Source organism: Limnohabitans sp. JirII-31 (assembly GCF_002778315.1).
Lineage (GTDB): Bacteria > Pseudomonadota > Gammaproteobacteria > Burkholderiales > Burkholderiaceae_C > Limnohabitans.
Genome location: NZ_NESA01000004.1, coordinates 1 through 24,152, shown reverse-complemented (window position 1 = coordinate 24,152; position 24,152 = coordinate 1). Strand labels below are relative to the sequence as shown.

Below are 24,152 nucleotides of genomic sequence, written 5' to 3'. Positions count from 1 at the left end.
CATGCCCTCCATCACAACCGCCCCTCTTCATTCAGTTCGCATTGGACTGACCGGTGGCATTGGCAGTGGCAAAAGCACAGTCGCTCAGATGTTGCTCAAGCGCGGCGCAGCTCTTGTGGATGCAGATGCCATTGCCCGTCTTGTGACGGCACCGGGAGGTGCTGCACTTGTCCCGATCAGCCAGCAGTTTGGCGCTCACTTTCTCACCGCTGAAGGCGCATTGGACAGGGACCAAATGCGTGTCCTCGTGTTCAACGACCCTCATGCCAAACGTGCGCTGGAAGCCATCATTCATCCCTTGGTCGCACAAGAAACCGAGCGTCAAGCAAACGCCGCCCTTGCAGCAGGTCGTCATACGGTGGTGTTTGATGTGCCTTTGCTGGTGGAGTCAGACCGGTGGCGTCAGCGGCTTGACCGCGTGTTGGTGGTGGACTGCCTGGTGGAAACACAAATTCAACGTGTCATGGCTCGCAGCGCCTTAAGCCAAGAGGCTGTACAACGCATCATCGATACTCAGGCCAAGCGACCAGCGCGTCTGGCTGCGGCAGACTGGGTGATCTTCAATGAGAAACTTAGCTTGGATGAGTTGCACGCAGAGGTTCTGAATTTGCCTCTGTAACCCAGGCGACTCTGCTCAGAAAACGAGATTTCAGAGGGTATGATCCATGCTGTCCAAAACGGCCCTCCGATCTATTCGTTTTACTGCGTGATTCTGTACGAACATCCCTTCAACGAACGTGTGCGCACCTATCTGCGCCTGGAACACCTGTTTCAGCGTTTCGAAGAACTGACCACACGCAACCACCCGGTGGACAACCACTTCGCGCTCACCACGCTGTTTGAGTTGGTTGAAGCAGGAGGCCGCACCGACCTCAAGTCAGACATCCTCAAAGACTTAGATCGTCACAAACAAATGTTCAATGGCCTGCGTGGTAACCCTTCGGTATCAGAACAGGCTTTGGACCAATTGCTCTATCAACTGGACCGCTGCTTTGATGCCATGAACAATGCCGTCGGCAAAATCGGTCAGTCCGTGACCGACAACGAATGGCTGACTGCCTTGCGCAACCGAGTGGCTATTCCCGGTGGTACCTGCTGCTTCGACCTGCCCGCCTACCACGCATGGCAACAACAAAGCGGTGACGCACGCCGTACTGATATCTTGCGTTGGGCCGAGAGCTTTCAACCGATGAACGCCTCCGTCAAGCTGCTGCTCACCTTGATGCGCGACACAGGCAACACGCAAAAAATGATGGCCATGGGTGGTCAGTTTCAACAGTCCCTCGCGCAGGGCAAGTTCCAACTCATGCGCGTCGCCATTGATCCCGCCCTGGGTCTGATTCCAGAAATTAGCGGCAACCGCTTGATGATTTGGGTGCGCATGATGCGCCAAGACGGCGATGGCCGTTTGCAACCCAGCACCGACGATGTGCCGTTTGAAATGGCCTTGTGCGTTTGAGCCATGAGCACCGAGGTTCGCATTGTCAAATGTCCGCAGTGTGGCGGTCCTAGCCGGTACGAAACGGCCAACGTCTACCGACCTTTTTGTGGCGAACGTTGCCGCAATATTGACCTGGGTGCCTGGGCCAACGAAGAACACCGCTTGCCCGATCAAACGCCGCAAGACGATGCGGATTTCGAAAACACGCCCCTGCAGTAAGCGCTGGGTGAGTTAACCCTTGGCAATCACGCCTTGTGGGTGGCACCCACAAACTGGCGCTCTTGCGCGAACCACTGCAACACCGGCACCGTGCCTGGCAACACAGGCGCCACCACCACAGGCAATTGCTGCCACGCAAAGCTCTGGGCTTCGCGCATTTGGAGCTCCCCCGTCCAATGGGTGACTTTGCAAAAGTTCAATTGCACCAAGGCATGCGGGTAGTCAATCACTTCGGTCTGCCATGGCTGGCAGTCGGTAATGGTGATACCGATTTCCTCTTGCAGCTCACGGCGCAAAGCCTCGGCCACCGTTTCACCCGCTTCAAGCTTGCCACCCGGAAACTCCCAATAACCAGCATAGGCCTTACCGGGCGGACGGGTGGTCATCAAAAACGCATGGTCATCACGAATCAGCACACCCACAGCCACTTGCACCAAGCCACGCTCCACAGAACGGGGTTGGTCTGCATCGACCACACGCACATGCGGAGATGTCATGATGTCGCGTCAAGCCTGGGCATGTTTGCCCGCGTAGTCACGGGCAAACTGGTAAGCCACGCGCCCACTGCGTGAACCACGCTCCAAAGCCCACACCAGGGCTTCTGGTCTGGCGCTTTCCACTTGCGCAGAAGGCACGCCAAACGAAGACAGCCACTGCGCCACGATGGTCAAGTATTCGTCTTGGCTGAAAGGATAAAAGCTGACCCACAAGCCAAAGCGCTCAGACAACGAAATCTTCTCTTCCACACCTTCGCCCGGGTGCACCTCACCGTCGTCGGTGTGGGTGTAGGTGAGGTTCTCTTTCATGTATTCAGGCAACAAATGGCGGCGGTTGCTGGTGGCATAAATCAGCACATTGGGCGTTGCTGCTGCCACCGAACCGTCCAAGATGGACTTGAGGGCTTTGTAGCCAGGCTCACCATCTTCAAAGCTCAGGTCATCACAAAAAATCATGAACTTCTCTGGTCGTGTCGACACCACATCAATGATGTCAGGCAAGTCCGTCAAGTCGTCTTTGTCCACCTCAATCAGTCGCAAGCCGCGCGGCGCGTACTCGTTCAAACAGGCTTTGATCAGCGACGACTTACCCGTGCCTCGCGCGCCCGTCAAGAGCACGTTGTTAGCCGGCAAACCATTCACAAATTGCTCGGTATTGCGTTGAATTTTTTCTTTCTGTCCATCGATCTCTTGCAGATCTTTCAGCCCCAAGCTTGCCACATGACGCACGGGCTCCAAGCTGCCATGGCCACTGCTGCGCTTGCGGTAGCGATAAGCCACACTGGCTGACCAATCAGGTGCCGACAAAGGTTGGGGTAACACGGACTCAATGCGTGCCATCAGGGCTTCGGCGCGTTGCACCAAACGTTCAAGGGGGTGGTTCGACAAATCGTTCATTTCAGCTTCGGTAATCGGCATTGATGGTCACGTACTCATGGCTCAGGTCACACGTCCACACGGTGTCGGTGGCGTTGCCACGCCCCAGCACCACACGGACGGTGATTTCGGTTTGTTTCATCACACGTTGACCGTCTTCTTCGCGGTAGCTTGGGTGACGGCCGCCCTGAATGGCCACATGTACATCGTCTAAGTACAGGTCAATGCCTGTCTGGTCGAGATCAGCAATACCGGCATAACCAACAGCCGCCAAGATGCGGCCCAAATTCGGGTCGCTGGCATAGAACGCCGTTTTGACCAAGGGTGAATGTGCGATGGCATAAGCCACCTGACGGCATTCGGCGCCATCACGGCCACCCTCGACCTGAATGGTGATGAACTTGGTCGCGCCTTCGCCATCGCGCACGATGGCTTGTGCCAACTGGCGCGCCACCTGCAGCATCGCCTGGAACAAGGCCTGACCTTCTGGGCTTTGCAGGCTGGTGATCGGTGCATGAGGCGCCTTATTTGTAGCAATCACCACAAACGAATCATTGGTCGAGGTATCGCCGTCCACGGTCACTCGGTTGAACGAGCCTTCCGCCAAGGCCAAAGACAGCTCTTTCATCAACTCAGGTGCGACACATGCGTCCGTTGCCAAAAAGCCCAGCATGGTGGCCATGTTGGGACGAATCATGCCAGCGCCTTTGCTGATGCCTGTGATGCTGACGGTCGTGCCGGCCAGCTGCAACTGGGTGCTGGCGGCTTTGGGCACGGTGTCCGTGGTCATGATGCCCTCAGCAGCGTCTACCCACTGCTGAGAGCTGGATGCGTGACCTGCGGCCGCAATGGCTGCGGGCAAACCCGCCATGATGCGGTCGTGCGGCAGCGGCTCCATGATCACACCGGTCGAAAACGGCAACACCTGCTCTTGTGCAATATCCAGTGCTTTGGCCAAAGCCACGCAGGTGGCACGTGCACGCACCAGCCCAGGCTGACCCGTGCCAGCGTTGGCATTGCCCGTGTTGATGAGCATGGCACGTATCCCTTGTCCCGAAGCCAAGTGCTCACGACACACTTGCACAGGCGCGGCACAAAAACGGTTCTGGGTAAACACGCCACTGACCGACGCACCTTCGTCGATCAACACCACGGTCAAGTCTTTGCGATCGGCTTTGCGAATGCCAGCTTGTGTGACGCCAATGCGCACACCGGCAATGGGGTGCAAAGCCGAAGCAACTGGGGGAATCAAATGAACAGGCATAAAGATCAGGCCAATTGGCCGTGGCAATGTTTGTATTTTTTGCCGCTGCCACAAGGGCAAGGCTCGTTGCGACCCACCACCGGCACTTGAGCTGCAAAGGTCTGAGGATCCGCCGTGGTCTCGGCGACACCCGACTCATTGGGCGCGGTATACGTCACGTTGTGCAAACTTTCGGCACGATCTTCCAGCTCACTGGCAGCTTGCTCAATTTGCTCGGTCGATTCGATCTTGACCGTCATCAGCACACGCGTGACTTCGTTTTTGACGGCATCCAGCAACTGACCAAACAACTCAAACGCTTCGCGCTTGTATTCTTGTTTGGGCTGTTTTTGGGCATAGCCGCGCAAATGGATGCCTTGACGCAAGTAGTCCAAAGCCGCCAAGTGCTCGCGCCAATGGCTGTCGATGTTTTGCAACAAGACCACGCGCATGAAGGGCGTGAACTGGTCGATGCCCACACGCTCCACCTTGACCTGGAAAGCGGCGTGTGCCGCCGCAATTACCTGCGCCAAAATATCTTCATCAGTGATGGCTGTGGCTTTTTCAATCTCTTGCAGCAATGGCAGGTCAATCTGCCACTCCTGTAACAAGGCGCGTTGCAGCCCTGCAATGTCCCATTGCTCTTCCACCGATTCATACGGCACAAATTGACGGACCAAATCCGTGAAGCAACCTTCACGCAAACCCGCGATTTGAGCCGTCAAATCGGTCGCATCCAAAATGTCGTTGCGCTGCTGGTAGATCACGCGACGCTGATCGTTGGACACATCGTCGTATTCCAACAGCTGTTTGCGAATGTCAAAGTTGCGTGCTTCGACTTTGCGTTGGGCGCTTTCAATGCTGCGTGTGACGATGCCGGCCTCAATGGCTTCGCCTTCAGGCATCTTCAAGCGATCCATGATGGACTTGACGCGCTCACCCGCAAAGATGCGCATCAAGGCGTCATCCAAGCTCAGGTAAAAACGCGAAGAGCCTGGGTCACCTTGTCGGCCTGAACGCCCACGCAGTTGGTTGTCAATTCGACGTGACTCATGGCGCTCGGTGGCGATGATGCGCAACCCACCCAGTGACTTCACCATCTCATGGTCTTTGGTCCACTGCACGCGCAAAGCGTCAATTTTTTGTTGCTTGGCTGTGGCGTCAAGGCTGTCATCCGCCTCCACCTCGGCAATCAGCTTCTCCACGTTGCCACCCAACACAATGTCGGTCCCGCGACCGGCCATGTTGGTGGCAATGGTGATCATCTTGGCACGGCCTGCTTGCGCCACGATGTCAGCCTCGCGCGCGTGCTGCTTGGCGTTGAGCACTTGATGGGGCAACTTGGCCTTCTCCAACATGCCCGCAATCAACTCCGAGTTTTCAATCGAGGTGGTGCCCACCAGCACCGGTTGACCGCGCTCGTAGCAGTCGCGGATGTCGTCAATTGCAGCTTTGTACTTTTCGTCGGTGGTCTTGTAGACACGATCGAGTTGGTCATCGCGACGGCTGATGCGGTTAGGTGGCACCACCACAGTTTCAAGCCCGTAAATTTCTTGAAACTCATAGGCCTCGGTATCGGCCGTCCCCGTCATGCCGCCGAGTTTGTTGTAAAGGCGGAAATAGTTCTGGAATGTGATCGATGCCAGTGTTTGGTTTTCCGCTTGAATCTCAACCCCTTCTTTAGCCTCCACCGCTTGGTGCAAGCCATCGCTCCAGCGGCGTCCCGACATCAGGCGTCCCGTGAATTCATCCACAATCACAATCTCGCCACCCTGGTTCACATAGTGCTGGTCGCGGTAATACAGGTGGTTGGCACGCAGCGCCGCATACAAGTGATGCATCAGGCTGATGTTGGCGGGGTCGTACAACGACGCACCTTCAGGCAACAGCCCGCGGCTGGCCAAAATGCGCTCGGCGTTTTCATGGCCCTGCTCGGTCATGAAAACCTGGTGCGACTTTTCATCGACCGTGAAGTCACCCGGTGTGATGATGCCCTCGCCAGTGCGTGGGTCTTCTTCACCAATTTGGCGCGTCAGCAGTGGCACCACTTGGTTGATCGCCACATACAGCTCGGTGTGGTCTTCCGCTTGGCCACTGATGATCAACGGCGTACGTGCCTCATCGATCAAAATCGAGTCCACCTCGTCTACGATGGCGTAATTCAGGCCGCGTTGCACACGGTCAACCGGTTCGTACACCATGTTGTCGCGCAAATAGTCAAAGCCGTATTCGTTGTTGGTGCCGTAGGTAATGTCTGCACGATAAGCCGCTTGCTTTTCTTCGCGCGGCATTTGCGGCAGGTTGATGCCTACCGACAGCCCAAGGAAGTTGTACAAGCGCGCCATCCATTGCGCATCACGGCTGGCCAAGTAATCGTTCACTGTCACCACGTGCACGCCTTGTCCGGACAGTGCGTTCAGGTAAACCGGCAACGTCGCAGTCAGAGTTTTGCCCTCGCCCGTGCGCATCTCTGCAATCTTGCCTTGGTGCAAAGCAATACCGCCCACCAGTTGCACATCAAAGTGGCGCATTTTCATCACACGCTTTGACGCTTCACGCACCACGGCGTAAGCCTCTGGCAACAAAGCATCCAGCGTCTCGCCACCTTGGACACGTTGTTTGAACTCATCGGTCTTGGCTTGCAACGCCGTATCGCTGAGTTGCTCTAAGCCGGGCTCCAAAGCGTTGATTTGCGCGACGGTTTTACGGTACTGCTTGAGTAAGCGCTCATTGCGACTACCGAAAATTTGGGTGAGGAAATTGAAAGCCATGCGAGCGCTGCGGCGACCTCTCTCTCATGCAAGACAGAGAGCCGCTTGATCCTTTGTGAAAGGCTGGATAGAAGCGGCGAATTTTAACCGTGCGCAGCCCCATAATTGGTCCATGGCCACCCGAGAACCACCTCATCCTGACACCCTTGCAGCTTACCGAGCCCTGGGATACAGCACAGCGCCAAAAACACGCACCATCTTGCGTGGCAGAGCCCAAACCCTGGAACAAGTTGTCGACTCGGCGCCCGGCTTGGCTCAACTCTCCGCCATCGCTCGCGATAACCAAAACAGATTGCGCGCTATCGCACCTTTGCTGCCTGTGTCCTTGCGTAGTTTGGTGCAATCGGGCTCAGTGGAAGGCGACACGTGGTGCCTGTTGGTACCCAACAGCGCAGTTGCAGCCAAACTGCGCCAAACCTTGCCCGCCTTGTGTGCACACCTGCGCACCAAAGGCTGGAATGTCACCACGATTCGTGTGAAAGTGAAATCACCCACTTGAATGGAAAAAGCCCACTGGGCTTGCGCACAGCGGACTTTTGTATGGTGCCGATTGTCGGATTCGAACTGACGACCTACCGCTTACAAGGCGGGTGCTCTACCAACTGAGCTAAATCGGCATGGTCATTATTTTAGCCTCGAAGAAGGCTGTTTTTTATTTCACACGCGTGAGAGTTGGGCGTCCGCTGGGAGATGTGGGATGTGGTGGCTCGTCACCATCGGCAGAAGACGCCTCTGCATGACTTGCATCGACAGCACTCAGTCCAGTACGGACAGGAGAAGTGGCTGTCTGCACAGGCGCGTCATCTGACTTCGCCACCGGCATCGGAAACGCCATACCCTGCCCGTTTTCTCGGGCGTAGATAGCCAGCACGCGACTCACAGGCACGACGATTTCACGGGCAGTACCCGCAAAGCGGGCCTTGAATTCAATGAACTCATTGCCCAAGGTCATGCTGCTGGTGGCGTCATAACTGACGTTCAACACAATCTCGCCGTTCTTCACATACTCCATAGGAACTTGCACCGTCTCGTCCACCAACACCGCCACATAAGGCGTGAAGCCGTTGTCGGTGCACCACTCGTGCAAAGCACGCAGCAGATATGGACGAGTCGATGAAGCGTCGGGCGTATTCAGCATGCCAATTACTTGCGCATCACTTTTTCAGACGGCGTCAATGCTTCGATGTAGGCAGGGCGCGAGAAGATACGTTCCGCATATTTCAGCAACGGCGCAGCGTTCTTTGACAGCTCAATGCCATAGTGATCCAAGCGCCACAGCAAGGGGGCAATGGCCACATCCAGCATCGAGAAGTTATCGCCCAACATGTACTTGTTCTTCAAGAAGACTGGCGCCAATTGGGTCAAGCGGTCGCGAATGTGCGCGCGCGCCTTTTCCAAAGCCTTGTCATTGGCCTTGGCCACACGCGACTCCAGCGTCGACACGTGCGTGAACAGCTCTTTTTCAAAGTTCAGCAAAAACAAACGCACGCGTGCGCGGTCCACGGGGTCACCGGGCATCAGCTGAGGGTGGGGAAAGCGCTCATCGATGTATTCATTGATGATATTTGACTCGTACAAGATGAGATCACGTTCAACCAGGATAGGCACCTGGCCGTAGGGATTCATAACGTTGATGTCTTCGGGTTTGTTGTAGAGATCCACGTCACGAATCTCAAAGTCCATGCCTTTTTCAAACAGGACAAAACGGCAGCGATGAGAAAAGGGACACGTGGTTCCCGAGTAAAGCACCATCATGATGGGCAGCTCCTAAAAATCAAAAAGAGTGACAGGCTGACCTGTCACTCCGCGGGGTGATGACAGGTGCAAACCCATCACCGAAGTTATGTGATTACTTGATGTCTTTCCAGAACGAAGCGTTCAGGCGCCAAGCAATGAACATGAATCCAACCAAGAACAGCAGAACCCACACACCAATGCGAACACGGGTATTTTGAGCGGGCTCAGCCATCCATTGCAAGTAACCCACCAAGTCACCCATGGCCTGGTCGTACTGCAACGGCGTCATGGTGCCGGGCGTGACTTGTTCCCAACCTTTGAACACATGGACGGTGTGACCGTGTTCTTCATGCTCTTCATAGATAGGACGACGTACGCCTTGCATCTCCCACAGAACGTGGGGCATGCCCACGTTGGGGAACACCAAGTTGTTCCAACCCGTGGCTTTGGTTTCGTCACGGTAGAAAGTGCGCATGTAGGTGTAGAGGTAATCTGCACCCGTTCCGCCATGACCTGCACGTGAACGTGCAATCACGGTCAAGTCAGGAGGGTTGGCACCAAACCACTCTTTGGCCTGCTTGGGATCAATGTTGGACTTCATGGTTTCACCCACTTTGTCAGTGGTGAACAACAGGTTGTCTTTGATCTGCTGCTGGGTCAAACCGATGTCGGTCAGACGGTTGTAGCGCATGAACGCTGCCGAGTGGCAGTTCAAGCAATGGTTCACAAACAACTTGGCGCCGTTTTGCAAGGCCGCCAAATCATTGGTTTTATTGGGCGCTTTGTCCCACGCAATGGTGTCGCCACCTGAAGCCTGGGCACCGGTGACCACACCGAGAACCAGAGCCAAGCTGAGAAGAATTTTTTTCATGGTGAATGTGCTCCGTGAATCTCAGTGAGGGGCAAACGTCACACGGTCAGGGACCGGCTTGGTCTGGCCCAGGCGACTCCACCAAGGCATCAAGAAGAAGAAACCGAAGTAGAACAGGGTGCCCACTTGGGACACGCGCTCGCCAATGGCTGACGGAGGTTGCACACCCAAGTAAGCCAGCACCACAAAGTTGATCACAAAGATGCCGTAGAGGTACTTGTGCCAATCAGGACGGTAACGGATCGACTTGACGCCGCAGTTGTCTAACCAAGGCAGGAAGAACAAGATGACCACAGCGCCACCCATCACGACCACACCCCAGAACTTGGCGTCGATCGACAGCATCATCAACACCAAGGCCACCGCACCACCAACGACCACACCTTTGAACAAGACAGACAGCTTGGTACGAGTCACGCCCAGTACGGCTCCTGCCAATACGCAAGCGATCAAGGCATACATCATCTCGCTGGTGATGGCACGCAGCATTGAATAGAAAGGCGTGAAATACCAAACGGGGGCAATGTGCAACGGGGTCTTGAGCGGGTCTGCTGGAATGAAGTTGTTGTATTCGAGGAAGTAGCCACCGAATTCAGGTGCAAAGAAGATGATCGCAGTGAACACCAACAAGAAACCGCTCACGCCCAAGATGTCGTGCACCGTGTAGTAAGGGTGGAATGGAATGCCGTCGAGTGGGTGACCCTGCGCATCTTTCGGTGCATTCGGACCCTTGATTTCTACGCCATCTGGGTTGTTCGACCCCACTTCGTGCAGAGCGATGATGTGTGCCACCACCAAACCCAACAGCACCAAAGGCACTGCAATCACGTGGAAGCTGAAGAAGCGGTTCAGGGTGGCATCACCCACCACATAGTCACCACGAATCAGCAAGGCCAGATCTGGACCGACGAAGGGCACAGCAGCAAACAAGTTCACGATCACCTGTGCGCCCCAGTAGGACATTTGGCCCCAAGGCAACAAGTAGCCCATGAAGGCTTCTGCCATCAGGCACAAGAAAATGGCACAACCAAACACCCACACCAGTTCGCGGGGTTTGCGGTACGAACCGTAAATCAGGCCACGGTACATGTGCATGTAGACCACGATGAAGAACGCCGAAGCGCCTGTGGAGTGCATGTAGCGAATCAGCCAGCCCCAGGGTACATCACGCATGATGTACTCAACCGAGCCAAAGGCCAGTGCTGCATCAGGTTTGTAGTGCATGACCAAGAAAATACCGGTCACGATTTGGATCACCAGCACCAACAGTGCGAGCGAGCCAAAGAAATAAAAGAAGTTGAAGTTCTTCGGCGCGTAGTACTCAGACAGGTGCTCTTTGTACATCTTGGACGCCGGAAAACGGTTGTCCACCCAGTTGAGCAGTTTTGCGCCAGCACTGGCGTTGGGAGAGATTTCTTTGAATTCAGCCATGGTGTGTTGTCCTATCAGGCTTTCTTGTCTTCACCGATCAACAACTTGGTGTCGGACAGGTACATGTGTGGCGGGACTTCGAGGTTGTCAGGTGCAGGTTTGTTCTTGAACACGCGACCGGCCATGTCAAAAGTCGATCCATGGCAAGGGCACAAGAAACCACCTTGCCAGTCGTCTGGCAATGAGGGCTGTGCCCCCAACGTGAACTTGTCCGAGGGCGAGCAGCCCAGGTGTGTACAAATGCCCACACCGACAAAAATTTCTGGCTTGATCGAGCGTGCTTGATTACGTGCGTATTCAGGTGTGAATTCCGCAGGCTTGCGCTCTGACTTGGGATCTGCCAGCTGTGATTCGGTCTTGTTCAGACTCTCCAGCTGTTCAGGCGTGCGTTTGACAATCCAAACGGGTTTGCCGCGCCATTCCACGGTCATTTTTTCACCGGGCTTGAGGGCTGAAATATCAACTTCCACAGCCGCGCCGGCGGCCTTGGCCTTCTCGGAGGGTTGGAAGGTACTCACGAAGGGGACGGCAACTGCTACGCCGCCCACTGCACCCGCGCAGGTGGATGCAATCAGCCACGTGCGTTTGCTGGTGTCTACTGGGGTGTCACTCATGGAATTCCTCAAACAATTGTCACTGGTTGGGTTAACAGCGAATTGTAGCTGACCAGTATGCGGTCACTTCCCGCGCGCGAGCATCATTTGCCAGATGCAAGCTTTGCGCTATGCTGGAATTTGACAACCCTTCACCCTCATTAAGGATTCGATATGCTGAAAGAGTTCAAAGCCTTCGCCATCAAGGGCAATGTGATGGATTTGGCCGTTGGCGTCATCATCGGCGCGGCCTTCGGAAAAATTGTGGACTCCGCAGTGAATGACTTGATCATGCCGATCATCTCGGCCTTGATTGGCCGGCTTGATTTTTCCAACTTTTTCTTAGCCCTCGGCACGCCACCCGCCGGCACCCCCATGACGCTTGAGGCCCTCAAAAAAGCAGGCGTTCCGGTATTTGCTTACGGCAACTTCATCACGGTTGCCGTCAACTTTGTTTTGTTGGCCTTCATCATTTTTGTGATGATCAAGCAAATCAACCGCCTCAAAAACGCCGAAGCCCCTGCCGCACCACCCGCCACCCCAGAAGATGTGTTGCTGCTGCGTGAAATCCGCGACAACCTGCGCGAACGTTGAAACTTACGCCTGAGCGCCGCCTCCAGCCAAGCGGCGCGCCATGGCCAAAGCCTCCAACAAACTGGCCGGGTCTGCCCGCGCTGTCCCAGCCAAGTCAAACGCCGTACCGTGATCAGGGCTGGTGCGCACCAGCGGCAAACCCAACGTCACGTTGACCCCCTGCTCAACCCCGAGATACTTGACGGGAATCAAGCCCTGGTCGTGGTACATCGCAATCACCACATCAAACTCGCCAGGTTGACCGTCTTTGGCGCGAGCTCTCATAAAAATCGTATCCGGCGCAAACGGGCCACTGACGTGCAGGCCTTCGGCACGGGCTTGTTGCAGTGCAGGCACGATGATGTCAATCTCTTCACGCCCCAACAACCCACCCTCGCCTGCATGTGGATTCAAGCCTGCCACCCCCATGTGCGGCGCGCGCCCCGTCGACGCCAATTGCGCTGCATGCGTGATGCGCAAGGTTTGCAAAATATTCTCTACGGTCACCGCCTCAATGGCTTGACGCAAAGGCACATGGATGCTCACCAGGACGGTGCGTAACTCGCGATTGGCCAGCATCATGCGCACAGGCATATCGTCCACCGACACACCGACATGCGCGGCTGCACAGGCTTGCAACATTTCGGTGTGTCCCGGAAACGGCACGCCGGCCGCAGACAAAGCCTCTTTGTGCAAAGGAGCCGTCACCATTGCCGCCAACTCGCCTCGCAAAGCCGCTTGCGCGGCCCACACCACCGCATCAGCAGCCAGCGCGCCAGCGGCCGCACTGATGCGGCCCCAAGCGGGTAACTGGGCCGCGTCAAAGGCTTGACCCACCTGCAACACCGGCAGGGTCAGGGCGGGCAAAGTTGAGGGCAAGTCAGACAAGCCCGACAGCGGCAGCAACGTGACGCGCACAGTGCCAGGGTTGGTTCGAGCCAACACATCCACAGCACGCTGCATCACGGCCACATCGCCAACCACCACACACCCTTGCACTTGTTGCGGCGCATCACGGTAAGCCAGGGCAATGATCTCAGGGCCTATGCCCGCGGCATCCCCCACGGTGATGGCAATTGGCTTGAAAGCGGTGGCCATCGTCAAGCCGGGTTGTCGATGTCGATGAACTGGTGCGTCAGCCCCAATTGCGCTGCCACATGGGCTGCGACCGCAGGCGCACCATAACGCTCCGTCGCATGATGGCCACAAGCCAAAAAGCTCACACCCGTCTCACGCGCCAAGTGCGCCTGAGGTTCAGAAATTTCACCGGTGATGAAAGCATCCGCACCCGCCGCAATGGCCGCTTCAAAAAAACCTTGCGCCCCACCCGTGCACCAAGCAATACGACGGATAGGACGATTGACACCCGACACCACCAACGGGGAGCGTTGCAGCACCTGAGTCAAGGTGTGGGTCAGATCATCGACCGAAGCAAATGCTTGCCCATCCGCACGCTCACCCCACAAGCCAAGATCTTGGTCACCAAATGTGCCTTGCGCCACCAGCCCCAGACGTTGCCCCAATTGCGCGTTGTTGCCCAATTCAGGATGCGCGTCCAGCGGCAAGTGATAGGCCAACAAGTTGATGTCATGGGCCAGCAGCAGCGCCAAACGTTGCTTCATCCAGCCTGTCACAGAACCATCTTGACCACGCCAAAACAAGCCATGGTGCACAAAAATCGCGTCGGCTTTGACCTCAATCGCAGCCTCAATCAAGGCCCGACTGGCGGTGACGCCTGAGACGAGGTGCTTGACCTGGGCTTTGCCCTCAACCTGCAAGCCATTGGGGCCGTAGTCTTTGAACCGCGTAGGCTGCAACAAGGTGTTGCATGTATCAACCAGCAAGGTCCGCGTCACGCCATGCGAAGAACTCATCGCGGTGCTGCCTTGGTTTTGGGGCGTTGCGCTGGGGTCACATCCAAACTCAGGGCTTGGTTGCGACGCATCACGTCAAGCTTGGCCGACACTCCCGGCGTCAGCGCTGCAATGCGCGTCAACAACTCGCCCACATTGCGCACGGGCTCCCCTGCCACACGCACCAACACATCGCCAGGACGCAAACCAGCTTTCGCCGCTGGTCCGTTTTGCAACACCCCAGTGATGAGCACGCCGGTCGCATCTTTCAACCCAAAAGTCTCTGCCAACTCGGGGGTCAGTTCGTTGGGCTCAACGCCAATCCAGCCACGCATCACCTGACCATCGCGCACGATGCCCTCCAACACTTGACGCGCAGTCGACACGGGAATGGCAAAGCCAATGCCCATGTTGCCGCCAGAGCGCGAATAGATGGCGGTGTTGATGCCCAACAAACTGCCATTCACATCCACCAGCGCTCCGCCCGAATTACCTGGGTTGATGGCGGCATCCGTCTGAATGAAGTTCTCGAATGTGTTGATGCCCAGTTGGTTGCGACCCAGCGCGGACACAATGCCACTGGTCACTGTTTGACCCACCCCAAAGGGATTGCCAATAGCCAGCACCTTGTCGCCAACCTGCAAGGTATCGGAATTGCCCAGCGTGATCACAGGCAAACGATCCAACTGGATACGCAAAATGGCCAGGTCTGTCTCTGGGTCGGTGCCGATCACCGTGGCGCGGGCGTGGCGGCTGTCGCTGAGGGTGACTTCAATTTCCTCTGCCCCTTCCACCACGTGGTTGTTCGTCAGTATGTAACCCTCGGCGCTGACGATGACGCCACTGCCCAAACCCGCTTGCGGCGTATCGTCTTCACGGTCACCGTAAAAGAACCGGAACCATGGGTCGTTTTGTTGCGGGTTTTTGGCGGCTGCCTGGGTGGTGGCAATGCTCACCACCGCGGGTGCTGCACGCTTGGCTGCCGGGCTCAGGCTGCCCGGCATCACTGCCCCAGCGGGCAATGGCGGTGCCTCTTGCAAAGTCACACCCACCATGCGTGGCACTCGACTGAGCCACTCAGGTTTGAGTGTGGCGACGACAAACCACAGCGCTAGCGCCACCGTGACCACTTGTGAAAAAAGCAACCAATGACGTTTCATGGAGCTCTCTGGGTACGCTCACTCAGCGTCTGGCGCTGGCGCTTGCGTGTGCTTGATAAAAATCTGTGCGGCCCAAATGCCAATTTCGTAGAGCACGCACATCGGAATGGCCAAAGCCAGCTGCGACACCACATCAGGTGGGGTCACGATGGCCGCCACGATGAACGCCAACACCACAAAATAAGAACGAAAGCCTTTGAGCTTTTCAATGCTCACCACATTCATGCGTGCCAACACGATCACCACAATCGGCACCTCAAACGCCAAGCCAAACGCGATGAACATGGTCATCACAAAACTCAAGTAGGCCTCAATATCAGGTGCGGCCGTGATGCTTTTAGGCGCAAAGCTTTGGATGAACTTGAACACCTGACCAAAGACGAAAAAGTAACAAAAGGCCACGCCGATCATGAACAGCACCGTGCTCGACACCACCAACGGCAACACCAGCTTTTTTTCGTGGGAATACAAGCCTGGTGCCACAAATGCCCACACTTGGTACAACACCACCGGCAAAGCCAACAGAAATGCCGCCATCAGCAAAATTTTGAGCGGCACCAAAAATGGCGAAATTACCGATGTCGCAATCAAAGTGGCGCCAGCGGGTAACTGCGCCACCAAAGGTGCAGCCAACAAGTCGTACAACTCAGCAGGTCCAGGGAAAATCGCCAGCACTGCGCCTGCAATCGCCACTGCAATGGTTGATTTGACCAACCGGTCACGCAGCTCAATCAGGTGTTGAACAAACGGCTGCTCGGTGCCAGCCAGTTCGTCTTGGGAAGGGGTATCAGACATCAGGCCTCACAGCGGGACGAAAGCGCGCCACACGGGCTGCGCTGGAAAGGGCCTTGGTGCGCACGCCTTGGCGGGCTTTGTACCACTGGGGCACGCTACCGCGTTTGAGGCGCCACTTCTTACCGGGGTGCTGGTAGCTCAGGGGCGGTGTTTCCAGCGGGGTGTATTCGTTGCCCGTCAAACCTGCGGTGGTGTCGGCCCAGTCTTTTTCAAAATCGCTGGTCGCCGTTTGCACCGAGTGCTCCACATCACGTGCCGCACTCTCCACCGTGTCTTTCATCTTTTTGAGCTCGTCGAGCTCCATCGACCGATTGACCTCGGCTTTGACATCGGCCACATAGCGTTGCGCCTTGCCGATCAACGCGCCCACCGTTCTTGCCACGCGTGGCAACTTCTCGGGGCCGATGACGATCAACGCCACGGCGCCGATCAGCGCAATTTTGGAAATACCAAGATCAATCACAGCAAACGATCAATGTGCATCAAGACTTTTGCTTGGCTTCAACGTCGATGGTGGTCTTGTCTGCCGCAGCCGCAGCGTTGACTTGCGCAGCAGGCTTGTCTTCAGGCGTCGAGCCTTCTTTCATGCCGTCTTTGAAGCCTTTCACAGCCCCGCCCAAATCACCGCCCAAATTTTTGAGCTTCTTGGTGCCAAACACCATGATGACGATCAACAACACGATCAGCCAGTGCCAAATTGAAAATGAACCCATGTCTTTCTCCTTGAATACGGGGAATTCTAATCAGCCACGCAACCACGGGCGCGGCCCACCCATGACATGCCAGTGCAAATGGTGGACTTCTTGCCCACCTTCAGCACCGGTGTTGGTCACGATGCGAAAGCCGCCCTCCGGATAAGGACGCGCGCCTTCTTGCAAAGCCAGCTTAGGGGCCAGCAACATCATGCGCCCCAATAAGCCCTCATGCTCAGGGCCTACGTGCGCCATGGAGGGGATATGCAGCTTGGGAATCATCAAAAAATGAATGGGTGCCCAAGGGTTGATGTCGTGAAAGGCAAACACCTCATCGTCTTCATACACTTTGCGCGAGGGAATTTGGCCCGCAATGATTTTGCAAAAAATACAGTTGTCACTCGTCATGCTGATCACTTTAAAGAACGAAATCATCCATCGGCTGCTGCTTGTTCATGCGAACCAAACCCCGCACGATGCGGTAGAGAAACCAAATTGAAATCAAGGCCCAGGCCATCCAGCCTGGAAAAAAGAACAAGAACCACAGCGGTGCCGTGACCACATACAAAGCCGCCACCCACAGCACTGTGCGAATGCGGTAGCTGAAGTGAGAAGCCTGCCACGTACCCTGGGCGTCTTCCTTCTTCACCATATCCAAAATCAAGGCCACCACCAGCAAAGCAGGCCCCACCTGAGCGCCCGGAACCACCGCACTCACCGCCACGATCAAGTGCAGCACGTAGCTCACCAGACTGATGGTCTGGACCGAGTCGTTCTGTGCGGAGGTATCAGGCGGCAGTGCCATGGCGTGCGTCATTCGCCCGTCTGTTCGCGTGCCTGGGCTTTGCGCAGGGCCTTCTCTTCCAGACCGCTCAGCCCTTCACGGCGTGCCAATTCGTTCACCACATCGGCAGGCGTCAAGCCATAGTGGGCCAAGGCAATCATGCTGTGGAACCACAAATCAGCCACCTCGTACACCAGTTTGGCAGGGTCACCGCCGTGGTCCACATCTTTGGCGGCCATCACGGTTTCAGTGGCTTCTTCGCCAATTTTTTTCAAAAAAGCATCTGGCCCTTTGTGCAGCAAGCGTGAGACGTAGCTCTTCTCAGGGTCGCCCCCGTTGGCGGGTTTGCGGCTTTCAATCACTGCCGCGAGGCGTTGCAAAGTGTCTAAATTGTTGACGTCGGTCGAACTCATGGCGGTCATTTGTAAATCGATTCGGGGTCTTTGAGCACGGGCTCGCAGGCTTGCCAGTCGTTGCCTTCTAGGCGTTGAAAAAAGCAACTGTGTCGCCCAGTATGGCAGGCTATGCCCGGGGTATGGCCCAGCTGTGTCACGCGCAGCAACACCACGTCGTTGTCACAGTCCAGGCGAATGTCATGCACCGTTTGCACATGGCCTGACTCTTCGCCTTTGAACCACAACTTGTTGCGCGAGCGGCTGAAGTACACCGCACGTTTGAGCTCCGCTGTTTTTTGCAGGGCCTCACGGTTCATCCAGGCAAACATCAGCACATCGCCGCTGTCGTTTTCTTGCGCGATGACGGGGACCAAGCCCTTGTCATCCCATTTGATTTTTTCTAGCCAATTCATAAGGGGTGATCTTAGGACATTGGCCGGCATTGCCTTTGCGGTGCCGAATGGATGGACGCCATGCCCACCACAAAAAATCACTGCATGGAGTGAAGACCAATCATGTTGCCTTCTGTATCCACGACAAGCGCAATATGGCCATACGGCCCAATGGACATCTTGGGCTTTTGAACCGTACCGCCCGCTTTGGCGGCTTTGTCAGCCTCTACGGCGCAATCAGCGCACTTGAAATACACCAGCACACTGTTGGCCCCCGAGGGGAAACCAGGCATGCGAACCAGTGCCCCAGAGGCACCGGAAGTGGCCATGTCCATGGGGAAAGCCCACATCTCAAGCTCTGGGTTGTCGAGCTGAGACAGCGTGGTGTCAAACACCGCCTCGTAAAACGTTTTGGCGCGTGCCATGTCTTGCACATAAATTTCAAACCAGCCGACGGGGTTATTCATACGTTTTCCTTTCGAAGTTGAGGTTGACTTACGGTGACGCTGTTGAGTGGCATCAACAATGATTCTCTATTTTTTTGAAGGTCGCGGGTGAGATGAATTCAACGTTCAGAAAACGCCAATTGCGTGCCAAGACCGGCAAATGCCGCCGCAAAAGTGCGGCGCAAATAAGCTTGGACGCGCGGAAACTCAATGACCGACTTGCGAAACGCATGCGCTAACAAGCCATAAACGACGAATACGCCAAAAGTCATGACCATGAAAACGCCGCTTAGCCCCATGAGTTGCAGCAGCGGTGCTACGCCATCTGGCTGTATGAACTGTGGCAGAAAAGCCAGAAAAAAGATGGTCAGCTTGGGATTGAGAATATTGAGCAAGAACGCTTTGGTGACTAAGCCCAACGCACCACCATCGGCCCGAATGGGCTGTACGGTAAACGCAGATTGGTCACGCCACGTGACCACCGCCAGATAAAAAAGATACGCAACACCTGCGTACTTAAGAAGCTGAAAGGCAAGCGCACTCGTATGCATGACAGCGGCCAAGCCCAACACGGTGGCCAACAAATGCGGAACGATGCCCAAAGTGCATCCCAAAGAAGCAAGGACGCTCGCACGACGCCCTTGCGACAAGCCTGTAGAGACAGTGAACACAACCCCGGTGCCGGGTATGAGAACAACGATGAGCGATGTGATCAAAAACTCGGTGGTGAGCATGTGAAGCGCCTTTGTTTCAGCAAATGATTGGGCCTTAAATTCTTCATCTGAAAGCGTTGAAAATGCAAGCCCATCGCTGGTTTGGAGTTCTGTCGCAGTCTAATCTCCTGCTAGCAAGCCGCACCCCAGCCAAGCCACCAGAGCGAAGGAGCAACTGACACCCAACTTCCGTTCCCGTTGTATCGCACCATCCCCGTCATGCCTTTGTAAGAAAGACGTCAACAGTGAATAACTCGCGCCTGCGGTGCTTGACTACGTGGGAAGTCCCTGTAAGGGGTTAGGCGTCTCTCACTTGAAGGGTTCGTAAAGTATCCAGCCCTCCTGCTTGTTCCCGCGCATGAGGGCCTGGCCCGCGTGGAGCTTCGGGTCAAACGCATGGTGGAAACTGGAATCTGAAAGGACGCCGAGTTCCTGCTCGATGAATAGTGCGACGAGTTCTTTCAAGAGAGGCATGTCGGACTCCAGGCGCCTGCGTTCCGCGTACTCGTCTGGATTCACGAGGGGTGAGCTATGAGCATGCGCCACCGCGCATCGGCCTTGAACGTAGAGGTAGTTTCCGATGTCGTGATGCGTCTTGCGAAGTTCAGTCAGGCGGTCTACAGCGGGGTTGTACCAGAGGCGGTGAATATTCGAGTTGATCCACTGTTCTTGTCCCGCACCAGCGCCAAACCTGATGTTGAGTACCTTGAACAGGCTCAGGAATGCAAAGGGAACGGAGTTGACCGAGAGTCCTTCGCGGTAGAGGGCCAACGCGAGTTCGGCGTCCTTGGACAGGTCGGTTGGCAGGTAGATCATGTGAGAGGGTTCTACCGTGGCCCAGGGGCTACGACCGAAGCGTCCCTGCCCCAGCAACCCAGGGCGGCCGGGCATGTTTGATCCTGAATGGAACAGCTCCACGACTCCGCCGCGCCAGGACCATGCGAGACGGCTCAGGAATCTCGACAACACCGCGCCGCCTTCCTCGAAGGTTGTTCCGTGTGGTGCAAGGAGAGACGCGCGGCATGCCAAGTCGTCCGTTGGCGGGGATAGGACGATCAGCCACCCGTCGAACGGCAGACCCACCGCCGTATTTGGCCAGGAGAAGTGAGGGACAACTGCAACGTCGCACCAGAGCATTTGTGGGAGGAGTAAAGGTGTGGCCTGAGACGCCTAACGAATGAAAGGGACTTCCCCGTCCCAAGCGAGCCGCCCCCCGTCAGGGTTGCGGTTTACGGCAACAAAGTGCCACGATGGAGAGGTAAATCTTTTCATCAACTCACTTTTTTTCTGGAAGGGGAAGTCATGGCAATCCTAACTGTTGGAATTGATCTCGCCAAAAACGTCTTTGCTGTGCATTGCGTCGATGAAACAGGCAAACCTGCCCTGGTACGCCCAGAAGTACCACGCGGCAAACTCATAGAGCTTATTGCACAGTTGCCGCCCTGCCTGATCGGCATGGAGGCCTGCTCCGACGCCCACCACTGGGCACGCGAGTTTGCTCAGTCGGCCACACCGTGCGCTTGATGGCACCGAAGTTCGCGGCCCCCTACCGCCTCTCGGGTAAACGCGGCAAGAACGACGCCGCAGACGCGGCAGTCATCTGTGAGGCGGTGACCCGCCCCTGCGCACCTTGCTTACCATGGGTGGCAAAGCGGTGCTGGCGGCGGCCAAGAACAAAACCGACCCAGTGAGTCGCTGGGCGATTTCGGTGCAAGCGCGCCGGGGCTACTGGAAGGCGGTGGTGGCCATTGCGGCCAAGAATGCGCGCATTTGCTGGGCGATGTTGCAACGCGGTGATGCGTTCAAGCTGCCGGCATAGACAGCGTCGTCAGTCAATGACTGGGATTGCAGTTGTAGATGTCACCGTGTGATGACTGTCGTTGATGAGTGAAAGGTTTGGACCTGCGCCGGGGAATGCTCGTTTAGCTAAAGGAGGTCAACCGGGTGAGAAATCACCCAGAGCCTCGACTAACGAATGGAGCCCTCGGCGCGCGTCTTTCATCAGGGTCCGCTGCAAGCAACGCAGCCTCGTATGACCGTTTGTAGTTTCGCCGTCCACATGCCTTCATCTCAATAGGCAACGACAAGAAGCACACAGTGATGCAGGAAAGAAGTGAAGTCAAGTTTCGTGGTCAATCGCTGCGCGATTCAACCACGATGGATTTCTGTTTGACAACCATGGGGAAGCCCTTGTAGTCAAAGCTCAGGGGCGCGCCGCTTGCGGCGCGTCCCTTGGAGCGCAATGTTAGATTCTTACGTCATAACTAAATTCACCGCGTTTCCGCAATACACACAAGAGTCGAGCGAAGTTTCGCAACGTCGTTATTGAGTCTTTGGCGAAGACTGTTGGTATTGATACGGAGGCACCAGAGTGGGATAGATGGATTGGCAAGCTTGATTTGGCGTCGTAGAGACATCTGAGTGAGTCGGTCGGCAGCCATTTTCCTTGGCTGCTTTCTCCGTTTCTAAAAATGAACATATGGCCAAGGGGGACGAGGCCATCGGCGTAGCGAAAGAATGAGTTCTCCTCACTCGAAATGACCCTCTCAAGTTCGGCTCGGTCATCTAATAAGGCTATGCCACCATATGCGTATCTATGAATAGTGATTTCGTCCAGAAAGTTCGTAATTCGCACCGCTATGCCAACACCCGAATAGTCCCCGTGCAGAGGACAATCCAGAACCAAATCTGAGGGCGAGATGTTGACGCCGTTGTCTAGGCAGATAGTTGTGCCTTCGGGGTACTTGAAAATAGATTCACTAGTATCTAGATACTCGACGCTTTTGGTTCTTATGCGACTAATTGCATCTTCAAGAGCTATCTCAAAGCCTTCACTTGGGCCGACCGTCTGTGTTGGAATGCCCCCGGCACTGCGATTTCCATAGATGGTATTTAGTGGCCCGTGAAGAGATCCTTGGATCGGAGAGATGCTGAGCTGGAGATCACATTCTTGTGAAATACTTGCTCGATTTTTCAACAATATCTTGGATTCAAGAACGCAACTATCTGGATTTCGAAGTTCGTCCAGAAAATTACTAGACCAAGTCAATTCAGCACAAATACTGTTGTTCAACTGTGCCAATAACGCGGCATCATCGCCCGTGTGGAAAATTCCCTTCAGTGCAGCTTTTACTCCTTCAGCTAAGAGTCTTCCGAGCAGGACTTCCGGTAGTGGCATAGGTGATCCTAAGAATCTAACGAATGAAAGGGACTTCCCCGTCCCAAGTGATCCGCGCCCCGTCAGGGTTGCGGTCAACGGCAACTGAGTGCCACGATGCAGAGGTCGTACTTTTCATCAACTCACCTGTATTCTGAAAGGGAAGTCTTGTAAATATCGTAACCGTTGGCATCGATTTGGCAAAGAACGTTTTTGCCGTGCATGGTGTGGATGAGGCTGGCAAACTCGCGCTGCTTCGGCCCAATGTGCCACGCGCCAAATTGCTTAAACTCCTCGCCTATTTGCTGCCTATGCCTGATCAGCATAGAGGCCTGCTCCAGCACCCACCACTGGGCACGCAGTCTGGTCGAGCGGCGTGGCTACTGGCGGGGGCCATTGTGGCCATTGCCGCCAAGAACGTCCGCATGTGCTGGGCGGTGCTCAAGCATGGTGAAGGGTTCAAGAAGCCAGCTTGACCGCGCACACCGACAACGCTGACCACCACAAGAACATGCCACCACAGATCAAAACTTCAGCCGCGTGAAGGCTTGTCGTTGATGTGTAAAGGTTTGGACCTGCACTGGGGAATGCTCGATTAGCTCAAGGGGATACAAGGCAGGCCACTGCCCCCAAGCCCGACTAACGAATGGAGCCCCCAGCGTGCGTCTTTCATCAGGGTCGGCTGCAAAGATGCAGCAATAGTGACTGTTTGTAGTTACGCCGTCCGCACCGTTTGCATCCAAACATCAACACCAACATTCAGCAGGCGAATCGCAGATCTGGATTGAAAAACCGAATTCACATGCCTGGGTCAATTGCTTGCAAAGTTGGGGAAGCCCTTGTAGCAGAGGTAAGCCGCGCCCGACTGCTAGGCAGCTCCCGTACCCTTTGGATGCAGTCGCTCCTCCAGCACGGCTCTCGCAGTGTCAAATACCTCTCCGAATAACTCAGCGTCACTCAGCCGACGCTTCGGAATCTCATACTCGTTCGCAATCTGGATGACCATCTTTTCGAAGAGACTGCTGATCAAGTAGTGATAGCTTTTAAGAAATTCAGAAGCATCCGCAGATGCTGACTCCTGAAACTCAATTGTGTGGACGGTCTGTCTTTGCAGGGCTTTGAACATTGCGACCGCATGTTCGTACCCTGCCTTGTCCAAGAGGCCCTGGATGTACAAGGCTGCGGCTGCTGAGCGACGTGCATAGCCGTATGACATTTTTATGAGTGGGGTACTGCCCATGATCGCCTGGCTAGAGTGACCCAAGTCGTCGTTCACGTTCCAGAACACAAAGCCTGTGTCCATAGTCTTCGTGACGACACCTAGCAAACTCACCTCAGGTAAAGGTTCATTCTTGAAGAACAACTGCCTACTCCTTGAAAAACTAGTGAATCGCCCCGTGTTTTGAGGAGGCTCCAACCTTTGAGAAGATGGAGCTATGAGCAAATCAAATCGTTTTTCCCCCGAAGTGCGCGAACGCGCTGTTCGCATGTTGCAAGAGCATCGTGGCGAATA

At 55.5% G+C, this 24,152-nt stretch carries 29 protein-coding genes, 1 tRNA gene and 3 pseudogenes; 8 read left to right on the top strand and 25 right to left on the bottom strand.

The window, feature by feature from the left end; genetic code table 11:
* Position 1 precedes the first annotated feature (1 nt).
* From coaE to B9Z41_RS06660, 3 genes are all read left to right on the top strand, one after another.
* A complete protein-coding gene (gene coaE, locus B9Z41_RS06670; RefSeq protein WP_100146277.1) occupies positions 2-619 on the top strand; it encodes a dephospho-CoA kinase in 618 nt (205 codons plus the stop codon).
* 87 nt (positions 620-706) lie between these two features.
* The gene (zapD, locus tag B9Z41_RS06665; RefSeq protein ID WP_100146483.1) at positions 707-1,459 is read left to right on the top strand and encodes a cell division protein ZapD; all 753 of its coding nucleotides are present in this window, start codon (positions 707-709) and stop codon (positions 1,457-1,459) included.
* 3 nt (positions 1,460-1,462) lie between these two features.
* Positions 1,463-1,660, top strand: a complete 198-nt coding sequence (locus B9Z41_RS06660; protein ID WP_100146276.1) for a DNA gyrase inhibitor YacG — start codon at positions 1,463-1,465, stop codon at positions 1,658-1,660.
* A gap of 26 nt (positions 1,661-1,686) precedes the next feature.
* On the opposite strand, the gene B9Z41_RS06655 is transcribed toward B9Z41_RS06660, so the two are convergent.
* From B9Z41_RS06655 to secA, 4 genes are read right to left on the bottom strand one after another with little or no spacing between them, the layout of a single operon-like run.
* Positions 1,687-2,157, bottom strand: coding sequence for a (deoxy)nucleoside triphosphate pyrophosphohydrolase (locus tag B9Z41_RS06655; RefSeq protein ID WP_100146275.1), 471 nt, complete (start codon positions 2,155-2,157; stop codon positions 1,687-1,689).
* A 9-nt stretch (positions 2,158-2,166) separates the two neighbouring features.
* Positions 2,167-3,054 (bottom strand): ATP-binding protein, encoded by an 888-nt coding sequence (locus B9Z41_RS06650; protein WP_100146274.1) that lies wholly within the window; start codon positions 3,052-3,054, stop codon positions 2,167-2,169.
* A 1-nt stretch (position 3,055) separates the two neighbouring features.
* A complete protein-coding gene (gene argJ / locus B9Z41_RS06645; protein ID WP_100146273.1) occupies positions 3,056-4,297 on the bottom strand; it encodes a bifunctional glutamate N-acetyltransferase/amino-acid acetyltransferase ArgJ in 1,242 nt (413 codons plus the stop codon).
* Between the two features lie 5 nt (positions 4,298-4,302).
* Positions 4,303-7,047, bottom strand: a complete 2,745-nt coding sequence (gene secA / locus B9Z41_RS06640) for a preprotein translocase subunit SecA (protein WP_100146272.1) — start codon at positions 7,045-7,047, stop codon at positions 4,303-4,305.
* Positions 7,048-7,159: 112 nt separating this feature from the next.
* Here secA and B9Z41_RS06635 point away from each other — a divergent pair, with 112 nt between their 5' ends.
* The gene (locus B9Z41_RS06635) at positions 7,160-7,546 is read left to right on the top strand and encodes a DciA family protein (RefSeq protein ID WP_158236146.1); all 387 of its coding nucleotides are present in this window, start codon (positions 7,160-7,162) and stop codon (positions 7,544-7,546) included.
* A 42-nt stretch (positions 7,547-7,588) separates the two neighbouring features.
* On the opposite strand, the gene B9Z41_RS06630 is transcribed toward B9Z41_RS06635, so the two are convergent.
* From B9Z41_RS06630 to petA, 6 genes are all read right to left on the bottom strand, one after another.
* Positions 7,589-7,664 (bottom strand) — tRNA-Thr (locus B9Z41_RS06630).
* A gap of 35 nt (positions 7,665-7,699) precedes the next feature.
* Positions 7,700-8,185, bottom strand: coding sequence for a ClpXP protease specificity-enhancing factor (locus tag B9Z41_RS06625; protein WP_100146271.1), 486 nt, complete (start codon positions 8,183-8,185; stop codon positions 7,700-7,702).
* 5 nt (positions 8,186-8,190) lie between these two features.
* Positions 8,191-8,802, bottom strand: coding sequence for a glutathione S-transferase N-terminal domain-containing protein (locus B9Z41_RS06620; protein ID WP_100146270.1), 612 nt, complete (start codon positions 8,800-8,802; stop codon positions 8,191-8,193).
* 94 nt (positions 8,803-8,896) lie between these two features.
* Positions 8,897-9,655, bottom strand: coding sequence for a cytochrome c1 (locus B9Z41_RS06615; protein WP_100146269.1), 759 nt, complete (start codon positions 9,653-9,655; stop codon positions 8,897-8,899).
* Between the two features lie 21 nt (positions 9,656-9,676).
* Positions 9,677-11,086 (bottom strand): cytochrome bc complex cytochrome b subunit, encoded by a 1,410-nt coding sequence (locus tag B9Z41_RS06610; protein ID WP_100146268.1) that lies wholly within the window; start codon positions 11,084-11,086, stop codon positions 9,677-9,679.
* 14 nt (positions 11,087-11,100) lie between these two features.
* Complete coding sequence (gene petA / locus B9Z41_RS06605; protein ID WP_100146267.1) at positions 11,101-11,700, bottom strand: ubiquinol-cytochrome c reductase iron-sulfur subunit; 600 nt, start codon at positions 11,698-11,700, stop codon at positions 11,101-11,103.
* A gap of 153 nt (positions 11,701-11,853) precedes the next feature.
* Between petA and mscL the strand changes: the two genes are divergently transcribed.
* Positions 11,854-12,273 (top strand): large conductance mechanosensitive channel protein MscL, encoded by a 420-nt coding sequence (gene mscL, locus B9Z41_RS06600; RefSeq protein ID WP_100146266.1) that lies wholly within the window; start codon positions 11,854-11,856, stop codon positions 12,271-12,273.
* A 3-nt stretch (positions 12,274-12,276) separates the two neighbouring features.
* Here mscL and pdxA read toward each other — a convergent pair whose 3' ends face one another.
* The 13 genes from pdxA to mauJ form a co-directional block, all read right to left on the bottom strand.
* Positions 12,277-13,350, bottom strand: a complete 1,074-nt coding sequence (gene pdxA, locus B9Z41_RS06595) for a 4-hydroxythreonine-4-phosphate dehydrogenase PdxA (RefSeq protein WP_100146265.1) — start codon at positions 13,348-13,350, stop codon at positions 12,277-12,279.
* Positions 13,351-13,352: 2 nt separating this feature from the next.
* On the bottom strand, positions 13,353-14,126 hold the full coding sequence (locus B9Z41_RS06590) for a Nif3-like dinuclear metal center hexameric protein (protein WP_100146264.1): 774 nt from the start codon (positions 14,124-14,126) through the stop codon (positions 13,353-13,355).
* The gene (locus B9Z41_RS06585; protein ID WP_100146263.1) at positions 14,123-15,265 is read right to left on the bottom strand and encodes a Do family serine endopeptidase; all 1,143 of its coding nucleotides are present in this window, start codon (positions 15,263-15,265) and stop codon (positions 14,123-14,125) included. The genes B9Z41_RS06590 and B9Z41_RS06585 overlap by 4 nt, the downstream gene beginning before the upstream one ends.
* 18 nt (positions 15,266-15,283) lie before the next feature.
* On the bottom strand, positions 15,284-16,060 hold the full coding sequence (gene tatC, locus B9Z41_RS06580; RefSeq protein WP_100146262.1) for a twin-arginine translocase subunit TatC: 777 nt from the start codon (positions 16,058-16,060) through the stop codon (positions 15,284-15,286).
* A complete protein-coding gene (tatB, locus tag B9Z41_RS06575; RefSeq protein WP_100146261.1) occupies positions 16,053-16,523 on the bottom strand; it encodes a Sec-independent protein translocase protein TatB in 471 nt (156 codons plus the stop codon). The genes tatC and tatB overlap by 8 nt, the downstream gene beginning before the upstream one ends.
* A 19-nt stretch (positions 16,524-16,542) precedes the next feature.
* On the bottom strand, positions 16,543-16,773 hold the full coding sequence (gene tatA / locus B9Z41_RS06570) for a Sec-independent protein translocase subunit TatA (RefSeq protein WP_100146260.1): 231 nt from the start codon (positions 16,771-16,773) through the stop codon (positions 16,543-16,545).
* A 30-nt stretch (positions 16,774-16,803) separates the two neighbouring features.
* Positions 16,804-17,160 (bottom strand): histidine triad nucleotide-binding protein, encoded by a 357-nt coding sequence (locus tag B9Z41_RS06565; RefSeq protein ID WP_100146481.1) that lies wholly within the window; start codon positions 17,158-17,160, stop codon positions 16,804-16,806.
* 10 nt (positions 17,161-17,170) lie between these two features.
* Positions 17,171-17,557, bottom strand: a complete 387-nt coding sequence (locus tag B9Z41_RS06560; protein ID WP_100146480.1) for a hypothetical protein — start codon at positions 17,555-17,557, stop codon at positions 17,171-17,173.
* 8 nt (positions 17,558-17,565) lie between these two features.
* The gene (locus tag B9Z41_RS06555) at positions 17,566-17,958 is read right to left on the bottom strand and encodes a phosphoribosyl-ATP diphosphatase (RefSeq protein ID WP_369823298.1); all 393 of its coding nucleotides are present in this window, start codon (positions 17,956-17,958) and stop codon (positions 17,566-17,568) included.
* Positions 17,955-18,344 carry a phosphoribosyl-AMP cyclohydrolase gene (gene hisI, locus B9Z41_RS06550; protein WP_100146259.1) on the bottom strand — a complete coding sequence of 130 codons (390 nt, stop codon included), beginning with the start codon at positions 18,342-18,344 and terminating at the stop codon, positions 17,955-17,957. Before hisI ends, B9Z41_RS06555 begins: the two co-directional genes overlap by 4 nt.
* Positions 18,345-18,421: 77 nt before the next feature.
* Positions 18,422-18,790 carry a VOC family protein gene (locus tag B9Z41_RS06545; RefSeq protein WP_100146258.1) on the bottom strand — a complete coding sequence of 123 codons (369 nt, stop codon included), beginning with the start codon at positions 18,788-18,790 and terminating at the stop codon, positions 18,422-18,424.
* Positions 18,791-18,888: 98 nt separating this feature from the next.
* Positions 18,889-19,503, bottom strand: a complete 615-nt coding sequence (locus B9Z41_RS06540; protein ID WP_100146257.1) for a LysE family translocator — start codon at positions 19,501-19,503, stop codon at positions 18,889-18,891.
* A 288-nt stretch (positions 19,504-19,791) separates the two neighbouring features.
* Positions 19,792-20,298, bottom strand: a complete 507-nt coding sequence (gene mauJ / locus B9Z41_RS16920) for a methylamine utilization protein MauJ (protein ID WP_143474163.1) — start codon at positions 20,296-20,298, stop codon at positions 19,792-19,794.
* 486 nt (positions 20,299-20,784) lie between these two features.
* Here mauJ and B9Z41_RS06530 point away from each other — a divergent pair.
* Positions 20,785-21,301: pseudogene (locus tag B9Z41_RS06530) on the top strand (transposase).
* A 426-nt stretch (positions 21,302-21,727) separates the two neighbouring features.
* Here the strand turns inward: B9Z41_RS06530 and B9Z41_RS06525 are convergent.
* On the bottom strand, positions 21,728-22,660 hold the full coding sequence (locus B9Z41_RS06525; RefSeq protein ID WP_100146255.1) for a hypothetical protein: 933 nt from the start codon (positions 22,658-22,660) through the stop codon (positions 21,728-21,730).
* A 155-nt stretch (positions 22,661-22,815) separates the two neighbouring features.
* On the opposite strand from B9Z41_RS06525, the pseudogene B9Z41_RS06520 reads away from it, so the two are divergent.
* A pseudogene (locus B9Z41_RS06520) lies at positions 22,816-23,003 on the top strand (IS110 family transposase); the annotation flags it as partial.
* A pseudogene (locus B9Z41_RS17320) lies at positions 22,991-23,115 on the top strand (IS110 family transposase); the annotation flags it as partial. The pseudogenes B9Z41_RS06520 and B9Z41_RS17320, both read left to right, overlap by 13 nt.
* Positions 23,116-23,507: 392 nt before the next feature.
* On the opposite strand, the gene B9Z41_RS06515 reads toward B9Z41_RS17320, so the two are convergent.
* Complete coding sequence (locus B9Z41_RS06515; RefSeq protein ID WP_100146253.1) at positions 23,508-24,002, bottom strand: hypothetical protein; 495 nt, start codon at positions 24,000-24,002, stop codon at positions 23,508-23,510.
* Positions 24,003-24,152: the final 150 nt, after the last annotated feature.